The sequence below is a fragment of the Candidatus Krumholzibacteriia bacterium genome, assembly GCA_035268685.1.
Classification (GTDB): Bacteria; Krumholzibacteriota; Krumholzibacteriia; order JAJRXK01; family JAJRXK01; genus JAJRXK01.
This window is the reverse complement of the sequence record DATFKK010000090.1, coordinates 1-15,484: the sequence shown is the minus strand read 5'-3', so window position 1 is coordinate 15,484 and position 15,484 is coordinate 1. Positions and strand designations below refer to the sequence as shown.

Sequence of the window (15,484 nt, the reverse complement as noted above, 5' to 3'; positions counted from 1 at the left end):
GAACTTCTGGAAATCCGCGAAGCCCTTCGCCGCCAGCGTCTTCGTGATCGCAGCCGTCAGCGTCGTCTTCCCGTGATCCACGTGCCCGATCGTCCCCACGTTCACGTGGTCCTTCGTACGTTCGAACTTCTGGCGAGCCATGCTTTCCCTTTCCTGGCGCCTGGCGGGCGCGGAGTTGACGGACTGCCGCCCGGCCGGTTACCAGCCGACGGCCTTCGTGAATCGATCGACGACTTGTTGCGGAGCCGGCTCGAAGCGAGCGAACTCCATGGAGTAGACCGCACGACCCTGGGTCACCGATCGGAGCTGTGTGGCGTAGCCGAACATCTCCGACAGCGGCACCGTGGCCGCGATCACCTGCGCGTCTCCGCGCGGAACCATACCCGCGACCTTGCCGCGGCGAGCGTTGAGGTCTCCGGTCACGTCGCCCATGTACTCGGCCGGCGTGACCACCTCGACATCCATGATCGGCTCGAGCAGGACCGGGCCTGCCTTCTTCGCCGCGTCCTTGATGGCCATCGATCCCGCCACCTTGAACGCCAGTTCCGAACTGTCGACCTCGTGCGTGCTGCCGTCGACCAGGCGCACCGCGACGTCGGTCAGGGGATACCCGGCCAGGACACCGGCCTCCATCCCCTCGCGGATCCCGTTCTGTGTCGCGTTCACGAATTCCTTCGGGATCACGCCACCCTTGGTCCGGTCCTCGAAGACCAGGCCCGTGCCGCGCTCGGCGGGCGCGACCTCGATCACCACGTGGGCGAACTGACCGTGACCGCCGGTCTGCCGCACGAAACGCGTCTCGGAGGTGGTCGTTTCGGAGATGGTCTCCTTGTACGACACCTCGGGCCGGCCCACGTTGGCCTGCACCTTGAACTCGCGCAGCATGCGGTCGACGAGGATCTCGAGGTGGAGCTCCCCCATACCGGCGATGATCATCTGCCCCGTGTCCTCGTCGATCTTGACCCGGAACGTCGGGTCCTCTTCGCTGAGTTTCGTGAGCGCGTCGGTCAGCCGATCCTGGTCGGCCTTGCTCCGCGGCTCCACCGCCACACTGATCACCGGCTCCGGGAAGCTCATGGTCTCGAGCAACAGGGGCCGATCGACTTCGCAGATCGTATCGCCCGTGACGATCTTCTTGAATCCCACCGCGGCCACGATGTCTCCGGCCACCGCCTCGTCGACCTCTTCGCGCTTGTTCGCGTGCATGCGAAGGAGCCGTCCGATGCGCTGGCGCTTCTCCTGGGTCGCATTCAGCACGTAGCTGCCCGCGTTCAGGGTTCCGCTGTAGATCCGCAGGTAGGCCAGCTTTCCCACGAACGGATCGGTCGTGATCTTGAAGGCCAGTGCCGCGAGCGGCTCGTCGGGATCCGGGCCCCGCTCGATCTCTTCCTCGGTCACCGAGTCGATGCCCACCACCGGAGGCACGTCCAGCGGGCTGGGCAGGTAGTCCACCACGGCGTCGAGCAGGCGTTGCACTCCCTTGTTCCGGAAGGCCGCGCCGCACAGCACCGGGACGAAGAGCGCACTCGACGTCGCACGGCGGATCGCGGCGTGGAATTCATCCTCGGTCGGCTCGCGCTCTTCGGCGTAGATCTCGAAGAACTCTTCGTCGACCTCCGCCAGACCCTCGATGCACTCGCGCCGGGCGAGCTCCGCGTACTCGCGCAGGTCCTGCGGGACGTCCATCTCCTCCCAGGTCCGGCCCAGATCCTCGTCGTGGAAGATCACGGCCTTCATCCGGATGAGATCGATGAGACCGTTGAAGGTCTCGCCCGCTCCGACCGGCAACTGGACCGGGTGCGCATTGGCGCCCAACCGATCCCGCATCATCTCGACCACGTTGGAGAAATCCGCTCCCACGCGGTCCATCTTGTTCACGAAGGCGATGCGAGCCACCCGATACTTGTCGGCCTGACGCCAGACGGTCTCGGATTGCGGCTCGACGCCTCCCACGGAACAGAAGACGGCGATCGCACCGTCGAGAACACGCAGACTGCGCTCGACCTCGGCGGTGAAATCCACGTGGCCCGGCGTGTCGATGATGTTGATCGCATGATCGCGCCAGGCACAGGTCGTGGCCGCCGAAGTGATCGTGATGCCGCGCTCCTTCTCCTGCTCCATCCAGTCCATGACGGCTCCGCCCTCATGGACCTCACCCATCCGGTGCGTGCGCCCCGTGTAGTAGAGGATACGCTCGGTCGTGGTCGTCTTACCGGCATCGATGTGAGCCATGATGCCGATGTTCCGAACACGTTCGAGTGAACTCCGCGGGGCCACGTCAGATACTCCTTCTCGTCCCTCTTCGCCGGTCCGCTACCAGCGGCAGTGCGCGAACGCACGGTTGGCCTCGGCCATCCGGTGCGTGTCCTCACGCTTCTTGATGGTGGGACCCTCGTTCTTGCCCGCCGCGATCAACTCGCTGGCGAGCTTGTCGGCGAAGGACTTGTCGGGCCGCGACCGGGAAAAGCTGATCAGCCAGCGCATCGCCAGCTGCATGCGGCGCTGCGGCTTGATCTCGATCGGCACCTGGTAGGTGGCGCCACCGATCCGGCGGCTCTTCACCTCGAGGGCCGGCTGCGCATTCCTGAGCGCGTTCCGGAACACCTCGACGCCCTCCTGACCGGTCCGATCCTTCACCCGATCCAGCGCGGTGTAGAAAAGACCCTCGGCCAGCGAACGCTTGCCACGCGACATCATGTTGTTGATGAACTGCGTGATCACGACGTCGTTGTATCGGACGTCGGGCGTCAGCTTCCGCTTCTCTGCCCTGCGGCGACGCGCCATGGACGCTTCCCTTTCTCGATCGCGACGACCCGATACTCCGGCCGCCGCGGCGACGCACTAGCTCTTCGGGCGCTTGACCCCGTACTTCGAACGGCTCTTGCGGCGGCCGTCGACACCGGAGGCATCCGCGGTCCCGCGCACGATGTGGTAACGGACTCCGGGAAGGTCCTTCACACGACCCCCCCGAACGAGCACGATCGAGTGCTCCTGGAGGTTGTGACCCTCGCCCGGGATGTAGGCGGTGACCTCGACCCCGTTGGTCAGCCGGACGCGCGCGATCTTGCGCAGCGCCGAGTTCGGCTTCTTCGGAGTGGAGGTGTACACACGCGTGCACACACCACGTCGCTGCGGGCACCCCTGCAGCGCGGGTGCGTCGCTCTTCTGGATTCGCTTGCTCCGACCCTTGCGGATCAGCTGGTTGATCGTCGGCAAAGCCCTCTCCCAGGCATGACCCACGACAGACCGAGACGATCTCGACCCGTCGCCGTGACCAGACCACGAGGTGTCGAGGCGGGCAGCCGTGCCCGACCACGCGACACACGTTCGTCCCGAGCGCGAGCCCGGAACACTGATTGTTCCCTGCGCCGGCAGAAGCCGGCCGGAGCGCCAATTATCGCCTCGGGAATTGCTCCCGGACCATCTGGCGCCACCCCGTGCGGGCCGTGCTTCCGTCCGTCCGGGACGTCGGACCCTAATCGGGCCCCTGCACGGTCGCCCCCTTGAACGAGGGAGCGATCTGGGGTTGACGGTATTTCTCTTCGCGCCTCTCCGGCGACGGTCATCCCGCCGCGTCCTGGACGCCTGCCCCGGCACCGAAGCGCTCGCGGGGCAGGCTGCAAACAGTAGCTGCGGGGCCGGTCCCTGTCAAGAGACCATGCCCCCCGAAAATGCGCCGCGAACCCCGGCTCAGGCCTCCGAAGCCTGAGCCACCTGGTCCTCGCCCGGCCCTTCGCCGCCCACGACCTCCTCGCCTTCGACGGCTTCCTCCGGCTGGCTCTCGAGCACGAGGTGCTTGTAGCCGCTGAGGCCGGTCCCGGCCGAGATCAGGTGACCCATGATCACGTTCTCCTTGAGGCTGTGCAGCTCGTCACGCTTGCTGACGATCGCCGCCTCGGTGAGCACGCGCGTGGTCTCCTGGAAGCTCGCGGCCGAGATGAACGAGTCCGTCGAGAGACTGGCCTTGGTGATCCCGAGCAGCTGGGGCTCGTAGATCGCCGGCTGCAGCGGATCCTTGCCCGCGGCGATGCGCTCCTGGTTCTTGGCCTGGATCCGCTCGTTCGCGTCGCGGACGTCGGCCTTGCTGACGACCTCGCCCTCGAGGAAGTCCGTGTCGCCCGGGTCGCTGATCGTGACCTTCTGGAGCATCCGCCCCACGATGATCTCGATGTGCTTGTCGTTGATCTTCACGCCCTGCAGGCGGTAGACCTCCTGGATCGCGTTCACCAGGAACGACTGCACCGCGTTGACACCCTTCACGGCCAGCACGTCCAGCGGATCGATCGGTCCCTCCGTCAGCGGATCACCGGCCAGGACCTTCTCGCCCTCGTAGGTCCGCACGTAGCGGCCGTGGGGGATCAGGTACTCCTTGGCCCGGCTCTCGTCGCCACCCTCGGGGGTGACCACGATCTTGCGCATCCCGCGCGTGACACCACCGAAGCTGACCACGCCGTCGATCTCGGTGATCGTGGCGGCTTCCTTGGGACGCCGCGCCTCGAAGAGCTCGGCCACGCGGGGCAGACCACCGGTGATGTCACGGCTCTGGCCGATGTCCTTGGCGATCTTGCAGATCAGCTGACCCGGCTTGACCTTCTCGCCATCCTTGACCATGAGCATGGCCCCGGTCGGGACGATGTACTCCTCGAGCTTCTCGCCCTTCTTGTCGGTCACCATGACCGTGGGATGCAGGTTCTTGTCCGTCGACTCCTTGATGAAGGACTGCCGGCGGCCCGATGCGTCGTCGATCTCTTCGGTCATGGTGATGCCGGGCACGATGTCGCGGTACTCGACCTTGCCCTCGACCTTGCTCAGCACCGGATCACTGTACGGATCCCACTGGAACAGGCCGGTACCCTTCTCGACCTCCTGGCCCTCTTCGACCAGGACTTCGGCCCCGTAGGGCACGTCGTACTTCGACCGGACGATTCCGGTCGGCAGCACCAGACGCATCTGGCCCTTCCGGCCGGCGGAAACGGTGAGCCCGTCCTGGCGGGTGATCAACTCGAGATCGTCACCGAACTCGACCACACCGTCGGCCGCCGCGTGCTTGATGGTCTCCTCGGCGATACGCGAGGCCGTGCCGCCGATGTGGAAGGTCCGCAGCGTGAGCTGCGTTCCCGGCTCACCGATCGACTGGGCCGCGATCACGCCCACGGGCTCGCCGAGGTCGACCAGTCGGTTCTCGGCCAGATTGTAGCCGTAGCACATGGCACAGACACCGCGGCGGGCCTCGCAGGTGAGCACCGAACGGATCGCCACCTCCTCGACGCCACTGTCCTCGAGGGCAGCGGCCTTCTCGGCGTCGATCAGCGTGCCGGCCTCGAAGAGGATCTCACCGTCGAGGCCGATCGCGTCGTCCGCCAGCACCCGTCCGTGGACGCGCTCCCCGAGCGGCTCGATGACCTCTTCACCTTCCTTGATCGGACCGACGTCCAGACCGAGGATCGTTCCGCAGTCGGGCTCGGTGATCACGATGTCCTGCGACACGTCGACCAGGCGACGGGTGAGATACCCGGCGTCGGCGGTCTTCAGCGCCGTGTCGGCCAGCCCCTTGCGCGCGCCGTGCGTCGAGATGAAGTACTCGAGCACCGTGAGGCCTTCCTTGAAGTTCGAAAGGATGGGCTGCTCGATGATCTCGCCCACGCCACCCGTGAACTTCTTCTGCGGCTTGGCCATCAGTCCGCGCATGGCGCCCAGCTGACGGATCTGATCGCGACTACCCCGCGCGCCGGACTGGTGCATCATGAAGACCGGGTTGAACCCCTGCCGGTCGGTCCGGAGCTCCTCGAACATGGCGTCGGCGACCTTGTCCGACACCCCGGTCCACTGATCGATCACGCGGTTGTAGCGCTCGCTGTTCCCGATCCGGCCCTGGGTGTAGTCCTTCGTCACCCTGGCGATCTTCTCCTGCGCCGAGGTCACGGCCGTCTGCTTCTCGCCGGGGATCAGCACGTCCTCGATCCCGATCGTCAGGCCTGCGGTGGTGGCCTCCTCGAAGCCCAGATGCTTGAGCTTGTCGAGGAAGTCCATACAGGCCGACACGCCCAGGCGCTCGTGGATCTCGGCGATCAGACGCTTGTTCTGCTTCTTGCCGAGCTCTTCGTTCACGAAGGGCCAGTCCGCCGGTAGCAGAGCGTTGAAGATGCAACGCCCCGCCGTGGTCTCGACCAGCTCGCCGTTCACGCGGACCTTGATCAGCGCGTGCTTCTCGACGAGGCCGTGGTCGAGCGCGGACATGACGTCGTCCACCGAGGTGAAGGCCTTGCCCTCGCCCCTGGCGCCCGGACGCACCTTGGTCAGGTAGAACAGACCCAGGACCATGTCCTGGCTCGGAGTCGCCACCGGCTCACCGCTGGCGGGGCTGAGCACGTTGAGCGGCGCCAGCATGAGCAGACGCGCCTCGAGCTGGGCCTCGTAGCCCAGCGGCACGTGGACGGCCATCTGGTCGCCGTCGAAGTCGGCGTTGAAGGCCGCGCAGACCAGCGGATGGATCCGGATGGCCTTGCCCTCCACGAGCACCGGCTCGAAGGCCTGGATGCCCAGACGGTGCAACGTCGGTGCGCGGTTCAGGAGCACCGGGTGATCCTTGATGATCTCCTCGAGGATGTCCCAGACCTCGGGGCGCTCCTTCTCGACCAGCTTCTTCGCGCTCTTCACCGTCTGGACGTAGCCCTTCTCCTCGAGCTTCCGGATGATGAAGGGCTTGAAGAGCTCCAGGGCCATGGTCTTGGGCAGACCGCACTGGTAGAGCTTGAGCTCGGGCCCGACCACGATCACCGAACGACCCGAGTAGTCCACGCGCTTGCCGAGCAGGTTCTGACGGAAGCGACCCTTCTTGCCCTTGAGCATGTCGCTCAACGACTTCAGCGGCCGGTTCCCCTGCCCCTTCACCGCACGGCTGCGACGGCCGTTGTCGAACAGGGCGTCGACGGCCTCCTGCAGCATGCGCTTCTCGTTGCGCAGGATCACGCCCGGGGCCTTGATCTCGATCAGCTTCTTCAACCGATTGTTGCGGTTGATCACGCGACGGTAGAGATCGTTCAGATCACTCGTGGCGAAGCGACCGCCGTCGAGCGGAACGAGCGGTCGCAGATCCGGCGGCAACACCGGCACCGCGTCCAGGATCATCCAGGTCGGGTCGTTGGTGCTGTTCAGGAAGTTCTGGACGATCTTCAGGCGCTTCAGCGTGTGCTTCTTGCGCTGCACGCTGGTCTCGTTCGCCGCCGAGTCCTTGAGCTCGTCGACGAGCGTCCGCAGCTCGAGGCCCTCGAGCAGCTCACGGATCGACTCGGCGCCCATGCCCACACGGATCTTCACGTCGGGCACGTTCTCGATCAGCTCGTCGTACTCCTCTTCGGTCAGGAGACTGGCCTTGTCCAGACCGCTCGTCCCCGGATCGAGCACGATGTAGCTCTCGTAGTACAGGACCCGCTCGAGCTCCTTGAGCTTGAGGTCGAGCAGGTGGCCGATACGGCTCGGCAGGCCCTTGAAGAACCAGATGTGTGCCACGGGCACGGCCAGCTCGATGTGGCCGAGGCGCTCGCGGCGCACCTTGCTCTGTGTGACCTCGACGCCACACTTGTCGCAGACGATTCCGCGGTAGCGGATCCGCTTGTACTTGCCGCAGTTGCATTCCCAGTCCTTCACCGGACCGAAGATGCGCTCGCAGAACAGGCCGTCCTTCTCCGGCTTGAACGTGCGGTAGTTGATGGTCTCGGGCTTCGTGACCTCACCGTAGCTCCAGCTACGGATGGCGGTGGGCGAAGCCAGCTGGATCAGGATGGAGCTGTAGTCCTCGGACAGCTTTCGATCCCGTTCCGTTCGAAGTCCCAGCATGTGGAATCCTCTCCTCGTCACCCTACCCGGGTGTCCTGGGGTTCGTTGGCTCGTCCGCCGAACTACTTCGCCTGCTCGAGCTGCACGTCCAGACACAGGGCCTGCAGCTCCTTCATGAGCACGTTGAACGACTCCGGAATTCCGGGCTCGGGCGGGTTCTCGCCCTTCACGATGGCCTCGTAGACCTTCGAACGTCCGACCACGTCGTCGCTCTTCACGGTGAGCATCTCCTGCAGCGTGTTCGCCGCACCGTAGGCCTCGAGCGCCCACACCTCCATCTCACCGAAGCGCTGACCACCGAACTGCGCCTTACCGCCCAGCGGCTGCTGGGTGACCAGGCTGTACGGCCCGATCGAACGCGCGTGGATCTTGTCGTCGACGAGGTGGCTGAGCTTCAGCATGTAGATGTAGCCCACCGTGACCTCGTTATCGAGCTCGTCACCGCTGCGTCCGTCGAAGAGACGGGCCTTGCCGTTGATCGGGAGCTCGGCCTCGCCCAGGGCGGCCTCGATGTCCTGCCAGTTGCCACCGTCGAAGACCGGCGTCTCCACCTTGTAGCCCAGCTTGTGGGCACACCAACCGAGATGGGTCTCCATCAGCTGACCGAGGTTCATACGACTCGGAACGCCGAGCGGATTGAGCACGATGTCGCAAGGGGTCCCGTCCTCGAGGTAGGGCATGTCCTCCTCGGGCATGATCCGGGCGACGACACCCTTGTTCCCGTGGCGACCGGCCATCTTGTCGCCGACCTGCAGCTTGCGCTTCCGGGCGACGTAGACCTTCACCATCTTCACCACGCCCGGGGGCAGTTCATCGCCCCGCTGCACGCGCTCGACGTCCTTCTGGTACTGGACTTCCAGCTTCTCGAGCTCGCGGTGCGCGCTCTCGAAGACGTTGCGGATGCGGGCGTCCATGGCCTCGTCGGCGACGAGCTGCAGACCCCAGTGTACGCGGTCGAAATCGAAGTCCTCGAGCGCCTTGGCGCTGATCTTCGCGCCCTTGCGCATCAGCACCTCGCTGGTGTCGGGATCGATCACCGACCGCGCCGTCTGACCCGCCATGAGGCGGCGCAGTCGGTTGTTGCGGATCTCCTTCACCTGCTTCTGCAGGTTGCGCTTCTTCCGGCCCAGACGATCGATCGACTGTTTCTCGAACTTCTTGCTGCGGTCGGTGCGCTCGCTCCGGCTGAACACCCGGACGTCGACGACGATGCCGTCCATGCCCGGGGGCGCCTTCAGGCTGGCGTCCTTCACGTCGCCGGCCTTCTCGCCGAAGATCGCGCGCAGCAGGCGTTCCTCGGGACTGAGTTCGGTCTCACCCTTCGGCGTGACCTTGCCCACGAGGATGTCCCCGGCCTTCACCGGAGCACCGATGTAGATGATCCCCTCTTCGTCGAGGTTCTTCAGCGCGTCCTCACCGACGTTCGGGATCTCGCGGGTGATCTCCTCCACACCGCGCTTGGTGTCGCGCACCTGGAGCTCGAACTCCTCGATGTGCAACGAGGTGAGCATGTCGTCCTTGACGATGCGATCACTCACCAGGATGGCGTCCTCGAAGTTGTAGCCACCCCAGGGCATGAAGGCCACGAGCATGTTCCGGCCGAGGGCGAGCTCGCCCTCCTGGGTCCCGGGGCCGTCGGCGATGACCTCGCCCTTCTGCACACGCTGGCCGACCTTCACCACCGGGCGCTGGTTGATGCACGTGTCCTGGTTGCTGCGCCGGAACTTCTGCAGCCGGTGCTCGACGATCCCCTGCACGCAGAAGAAGTCTCCGGCCTCGTCGTCCTCGAGGTTTTCGTACTTCACCACGATCGAGTCCGCCTGGACCGACTGGACCTCGCCTTCGTCGAGTGCGGTGATCACCGCCCCCGAGTCGATGGCGACCTTCCGCTCCATCCCGGTACCCACGTAGGGCGACTCGGTGCGGAGCAGGGGCACGGCCTGACGCTGCATGTTGCACCCCATGAGGGCACGGTTCGCGTCGTCGTGCTCGAGGAAGGGGATGAGCGACGCCGCCGCGCTGACGATCTGCTTCGGCGACACGTCCATGTACTCGACGAGCTGGCCGTCGATCAGCGGGAACTCGCCTCGCTGCCGCGACAGCACCCGGTCGTTGACGAACCTGCTCTTGTCGTCGAGCGGGGCGTTGGCCTGCGCGATCGTGAACTGGTCTTCGATGTCGGCGGCGAGATAGTCGATGTCGTTGCTCACGAGACCGTTCTTGACCTTGCGGTACGGAGTCTCGATGAAGCCGTAGTCGTTGATCCGCGCCAGCGTCGACAGCGACGAGATCAGGCCGATGTTCGGCCCCTCCGGGGTCTCGATCGGGCACATGCGACCATAATGCGTGTAGTGCACGTCGCGGACCTCGAAGCCCGCCCGGTCGCGGTGCAGACCGCCCGGTCCGAGCGCCGACAGACGCCGCTTGTGCGTCAGCTCGCTCAGCGGGTTCGTCTGGTCCATGAACTGGCTCAGCTGGCTGCTGCCGAAGAAGCTCTGGATCACCGCGCTCACCGTACGCGCGTTCACCAGGTCCTGCGGCGTCAGGTTGTCCTTGTCGCTGAGGTTCATGCGCTCCTTGACGATCCGCGCCATCCGCGACAGGCCCACGCTGAACTGGTTGGCGAGGAGCTCACCGACGCTACGGACACGGCGATTCCCGAAGTGGTCGATGTCGTCCACGTCCTCGCGGCCCAGACGCAGGTTGATCATGGTCTGGATGATCGCGAGGAAGTCGCTCGGCGTGAGCGTCCGCGTCTCGAGCGGGGTGTCAAGGCCCAGGCGCGTGTTGAGCTTGTGACGGCCGACCTCCGCCAGGTCGTACTTCTTCTCGTTGAAGAACAGACGCTCGAACAGGCTCTTGGCCGCACCCTCATTGGGCGGATCACCGGGCCGCAACACGTTGTAGATCTTCCGCAGCGCCTCGTCCTTGTTGCCGGTCGGATCCTTGGCGAGGGTGTTCAGCATCAGGCTGGGCTCGTTGGTGCTCACCTGACCCTTCTTGATCACCTTCACCTTGGCGACCTTGGCCTCGATCATCTGCTCGAGATGCTCTTCCTTGATGACCTCGCCGGCCTCGATCAGCGGTTCCTCGGCGTCGCCCAGGTAGACGTCGGCGGCGGCGATCGACTCGAGGATCTCTTCGGCGCGCTTGGTGGTCATGCGCGTCGGGACCTTCAGCTGCTCCACCTCGTGGAAGAGTTCGAGGACCGACTCGTCGGTCTCGAATCCCAGGGCCCGCAGGATCACGGTGACCGGCTGCTTCCGCTTCCGGTCGATGTGGATGTACATGATGTCGTTGATGTCGGTCGAGAACTCGACCCACGACCCCCGGTACGGAATGATGCGCGACGTGAAGAGTCGCGTTCCGTTCGGGTGCGTCTCGTCGTTGAAGAACACACCCGGGCTGCGGTGGAGCTGACTGACGATCACGCGCTCGGCACCGTTGATGATGAACGTGCCCTTCTCCGTGATCTTCGGCAACTCGCCGAGGTAGACGGGGTGTTCCACCGTCTCCTTGAGACGCATCTCACCGCTGTCGGGATCGGCCTCCTTGACCACCAGACGCATCTGAACCTTCAGCGGCACCGAAAACGTGAGGCCGCGTTCCTGGCACTCCTCGACGGTGTACTTCGGTTCGCCCGTGAGGTAGTACATGTACTCCAGCGTGAGATGCTCACGACTGGAGGTGATGGGGAAGATGTTGCGGAACACGGACTCCAGGCCCCAGTCCTTGCGTTGTTCCACGGGGACCCCGACCTGCAGGAACTCGTTGAACGACTCCAGCTGAACGGCCAGAAGATTCGGCATCTGGAAGCTGGAGGCGATCTTGCTGTAGCTGCGGCGTCCGGTCTCGGGGCTGGTCTGATAGATCGGCTTCGACAATTCCGTCACGTCGGATCCCTTCCTCGGCGGTGAGGTCGTGCGCGGGAACGCGATGGCCGTCCGATCGCTTCGATCGGATGCGGCCGGATCACGGGCGGAACGACGCAGGATTCCGCGGGTGATCGTTCATGCGAATCGACCGGAGGTGGCACCCGCCACCCCCGGTGTCTTCGCCGGTACAGGGCCGAGGCTCCGAGAGCGGTTCCCTTCCCGTGGGACCCGTTCCCCGGTCGGCCCCGGGAGCACTACTTGACCTCGACGGTGGCGCCCACGCCCTCGAGCTTCTCCTTGAGCTTTTCGGCCTCGTCCTTCTCGACGGCTTCCTTCACCGGCTTCGGCGCGCCCTCGACGAGTTCCTTCGCTTCCTTCAGACCCAGACCGGTGATCGCGCGGACCTCCTTGATGACCTGGATCTTCTTGTCGCCGGCCGCGGCCAGGACGACGTCGAACTCGGTCTGCTCGGCCTCGGCCTCGGCGGCAGCGCCGGCTCCGGGCATCGCACCCACGGCGGCCACCGGCGCGGCGGCACTCACGCCGAACTTGTCCTCGATGGCCTTCACCAGATCGGCGGCCTCGAGAAGCTTCAGCTCGGAGATCATGTCGAGGATCTTGGCGGCGTTCTCGCTCAGTTCGACGCTGGTCGTCTCTTCGGACATCGGATTCTTTCTCCTGGCGTGCGACCACCGAACACTTGGACCGCGGATTCGGTCGTGGCCGGATTTATGGTCGCGTGACGTACGCGTACGGACCCGGATGCCCGGGGGCCCGCGACCGGGATCGTGAAACCTGGATCAGGCGGCGACTTCTTCGTTCTTCTCGGCTGCGGCCTTGATCGCGCGAGCCAGACCCGACATGACGGCGCTGACCGAACCCGCCAGGCCCGTGGCCGGCGAGTTGATCCCGCGCGCGATCATGGTGATCAGCTCGATGTGGCTCGGGATCTCGGACAGGGACCTGACCTGCTCGAGACTCAGGACCTCGCCGTCGACGAAGCCGCCCTTGATCGTGACCTTCTCGTTGTCCTTGGCGTAGTCGGTGAGGACCTTTGCGGGCTCCACCGGCCCTTCGAGGCCGAACGCGATCGCCGTCGGACCCTTGAGCAGGTCGTTCAGCGATTCGTACTCGGCGGCCGTCGCCGCCCGCTGGGCCAGACGGTTCTTGACCACGCGAAGCGTCACGTTCTGCTCGCGGCACTTGCCGCGCAGATCGTTGGCCTCGGCCACGGTCAACCCGCTGAAGTCACACAGGACCAGACCTTCGCTCCTGGTCATGAGGGTGGTGAGGACCTCGACCTCGGCGACCTTCTCCGGACGTGCCATCTCGATTCCTCCCTCAGACCTTGAGAGCCTTGGACGTGTCGACCCTGACCGCCGGGCTCATGGTGGCGCTGATGCTGCAGGACTGCATGTAATTGCCCTTGGCCGCGGCGGGCTTCGCCCGCTGCAGCTCCTTGAGCACGGCCTGGATGTTCTCGGTGAGCGCCTGCGAGTCGAAGCTGCGGCGGCCCACCGGGCAATGGATGTTGCCGGCCTTGTCGACGCGGTACTCCACGCGACCGGCCTTGGAATCGCTCACGGCCTTCGCCACGTCCATGGTGACCGTCCCGACCTTCGGGTTCGGCATCAGGCCGCGCGGGCCGAGGATCTTCCCCAGCCGGCCGACCTTGCCCATCATGTCGGGCGTGGCGATGATCACGTCGACGTCGAGCCAGCCCCCCTGGAGCTTCTCGATGTACTCGTCGGAGCCGACGTGGTCGGCGCCGGCCTCCTTGGCCTCGTCGACCTTCGGACCCTGGGTGAGCACGAGCACACGGACCGTCTTGCCCGTTCCGTTCGGCAGGACGACCGTGCCACGGACCATCTGGTCGGCGTGGCGCGGGTCGACCCCGAGCTTCACGGACAGGTCGACCGATTCGTCGAACTTCGCCTTGGGCAGGGCCTGGATCGTCTCGACGGCTTCGTCGAGATCATAGAGCTTCAGCCGGTCGATCGACTCCTGGGCCGCCTTCCAGCTCTTTCCTCGTTTCATAGGACCTCGTTTGCGATCTCCCGACGTCCGGCGGAGCGGAGCGACGGTGCGGACGATGCAACCGCGGGGTGTTGTGGGGGCCCCTCGAGCGGGGCCGCGACGGACTCTCTACTCGACCTCGAGGCCCATGCTGCGTGCGGTCCCCATGACCATGCGCATGGCGGCGTCGACGTCGTGGGAGTTCAGATCGGGGGCCTTGAGCTCGGCGATCTTGCGGACCTCGGCCAGAGGCACCTTGCCGACCTTGGTCTTGTTCGGCTCCCCCGAACCTTTTTCGATCCCGGCCGCCTTGCGCAGCAGCACGGCCGCGGGCGGGGTCTTGGTGATGAAGGTGAAGGTGCGGTCGTGATGGACGGTGATCACCACGGGGATGATCATGCCCATCTGCTCCTTGGTGCGGTCGTTGAACAACTTGCAGAAGTCCATGATGTTCAGACCGTGCTGGCCGAGCGCAGGACCGACCGGAGGGGCAGGATTCGCCTGACCCGCCGGGATCTGAAGCTTGATGTACCCAGTGACCTTCTTGGCCATGACAATCGCCTCCGGTCGCCTACAGCGCCTTCACCTGGAGAAAATCGAGCTCCACGGGGGTCTCGCGTCCGAAGATCGAGACCATCACCTTGAGCTTGCCCTTGTCGGGATTGACTTCGTTCACGATGCCCGTGAAGTCACTGAACGGACCGTCCATGACCTCGACCGCGTCACCCACGTTGAAGGGGATCTCGTGGACCGTCTTGTCCTCGGTCTTGCGCATGCGCCCGAGGATACGATCGACCTCTTGCTCGCTCAGGGCCTGGGGCTTGTTGCCCGCACCCACGAAGCGGGTCACGCCGGGAATGTTGTTCATGAAGTGGAGGGTCTCGTCGTTCAGCACCATCTCCACGAGCACGTAACTCGGGAAGAACTTGCGCTTGCTCGTGACGCGCTTGCCGTTGCGCATCTCGGTCACTTCCTGGGTGACCACGAGCACGTCGCCGAAGTACTTCTGCATGGACTCGTCCGCACGGATCGAGCCCTCGATGTTGCGCTTGACCTTGTTCTCGTGCCCGGTGTTCGCGTGCACGACGTACCACTTCAGGTCCGGATGACGAGCGGGCTCGTCGCCTTCCGATTCCGAAGACCCGGACGCCGGCGTCTCGGCGCCGGTCGTGTCCGGCGTCGTCGCGTCGTCGGCCTCGCCCTCGGGCGAATGCTTGGGATCTCCGATCATGGTCACCACTTCCACTGGCGGCGACGGTCGATCAGACCGTCCGCGCGAAGAGCTTCAAGAGATTGCTGAAGCCCAGGTCGACCAGGCCGATGAAGATCGTGATCAGGATGACCGACACGATCACGACCACCGTCGACTCGGCCAGCTCCTGCCGGTTCGGCCAGGTGATCTTGCCCAGCTCGGCCCAGCTCTCCTTCACGAAGGTCTTGATGCGTTCCATGGCCGTCGCTCGCCGACGCCCCGTCACCGGGTGCGTCGTTCAGGGAGAAAGGTGGCAGGGGTGGCAGGATTCGAACCCGCGACCCTCGGTTTTGGAGACCGATGCTCTAGCCAACTGAGCTACACCCCTACCGATCATCGTCGTCGCGCCCCCACGCGGCGGGCGCGCCGGACTACTCGTAGATCTCCGCGACGACACCGGCACCGACGGTGCGGCCGCCCTCGCGGATCGCGAAGCGGAGTCCCTCTTCCATTGCGATCGGGGTGATCAGATCCACCTGCAGCTCCACGTTGTCGCCCGGCATCA

Annotated in this window: 13 protein-coding genes and 1 tRNA gene; all 14 read right to left on the bottom strand. The window is 65.1% G+C overall.

Features of this window, described 5'->3' with window-relative positions:
• A partial coding sequence (locus VKA86_08990; protein ID HKK71341.1) for a GTP-binding protein occupies window positions 1-141 on the bottom strand: 141 nt, incomplete at its 3' end.
• 57 nt (window positions 142-198) lie between these two features.
• Complete coding sequence (fusA, locus tag VKA86_08985) at window positions 199-2,277, bottom strand: elongation factor G (GenBank protein ID HKK71340.1); 2,079 nt, start codon at window positions 2,275-2,277, stop codon at window positions 199-201.
• Between the two features lie 36 nt (window positions 2,278-2,313).
• Window positions 2,314-2,784, bottom strand: a complete 471-nt coding sequence (gene rpsG / locus VKA86_08980; GenBank protein ID HKK71339.1) for a 30S ribosomal protein S7 — start codon at window positions 2,782-2,784, stop codon at window positions 2,314-2,316.
• 57 nt (window positions 2,785-2,841) lie between these two features.
• Window positions 2,842-3,216, bottom strand: coding sequence for a 30S ribosomal protein S12 (gene rpsL, locus VKA86_08975; GenBank protein ID HKK71338.1), 375 nt, complete (start codon window positions 3,214-3,216; stop codon window positions 2,842-2,844).
• Between the two features lie 474 nt (window positions 3,217-3,690).
• Window positions 3,691-7,836, bottom strand: a complete 4,146-nt coding sequence (gene rpoC / locus VKA86_08970) for a DNA-directed RNA polymerase subunit beta' (protein ID HKK71337.1) — start codon at window positions 7,834-7,836, stop codon at window positions 3,691-3,693.
• A gap of 62 nt (window positions 7,837-7,898) precedes the next feature.
• Window positions 7,899-11,729 (bottom strand): DNA-directed RNA polymerase subunit beta, encoded by a 3,831-nt coding sequence (gene rpoB, locus VKA86_08965; GenBank protein HKK71336.1) that lies wholly within the window; start codon window positions 11,727-11,729, stop codon window positions 7,899-7,901.
• A 236-nt stretch (window positions 11,730-11,965) separates the two neighbouring features.
• The gene (gene rplL, locus VKA86_08960) at window positions 11,966-12,376 is read right to left on the bottom strand and encodes a 50S ribosomal protein L7/L12 (GenBank protein ID HKK71335.1); all 411 of its coding nucleotides are present in this window, start codon (window positions 12,374-12,376) and stop codon (window positions 11,966-11,968) included.
• A gap of 135 nt (window positions 12,377-12,511) precedes the next feature.
• A complete protein-coding gene (gene rplJ / locus VKA86_08955) occupies window positions 12,512-13,039 on the bottom strand; it encodes a 50S ribosomal protein L10 (protein HKK71334.1) in 528 nt (175 codons plus the stop codon).
• A 13-nt stretch (window positions 13,040-13,052) separates the two neighbouring features.
• A complete protein-coding gene (gene rplA, locus VKA86_08950) occupies window positions 13,053-13,748 on the bottom strand; it encodes a 50S ribosomal protein L1 (GenBank protein HKK71333.1) in 696 nt (231 codons plus the stop codon).
• Window positions 13,749-13,856: 108 nt separating this feature from the next.
• Window positions 13,857-14,279: a 50S ribosomal protein L11 gene (rplK, locus tag VKA86_08945; protein HKK71332.1), complete on the bottom strand. Its 423-nt coding sequence runs from the start codon at window positions 14,277-14,279 to the stop codon at window positions 13,857-13,859.
• Window positions 14,280-14,298: 19 nt separating this feature from the next.
• Window positions 14,299-14,958: a transcription termination/antitermination protein NusG gene (nusG, locus tag VKA86_08940; protein ID HKK71331.1), complete on the bottom strand. Its 660-nt coding sequence runs from the start codon at window positions 14,956-14,958 to the stop codon at window positions 14,299-14,301.
• Between the two features lie 31 nt (window positions 14,959-14,989).
• Window positions 14,990-15,178 carry a preprotein translocase subunit SecE gene (gene secE, locus VKA86_08935; protein HKK71330.1) on the bottom strand — a complete coding sequence of 63 codons (189 nt, stop codon included), beginning with the start codon at window positions 15,176-15,178 and terminating at the stop codon, window positions 14,990-14,992.
• 52 nt (window positions 15,179-15,230) lie between these two features.
• Window positions 15,231-15,307, bottom strand: a tRNA-Trp gene (locus VKA86_08930).
• A gap of 43 nt (window positions 15,308-15,350) precedes the next feature.
• Window positions 15,351-15,484, bottom strand: a 134-nt coding sequence (tuf, locus tag VKA86_08925) for an elongation factor Tu (protein HKK71329.1), incomplete at its 5' end; no start/stop codon positions are given.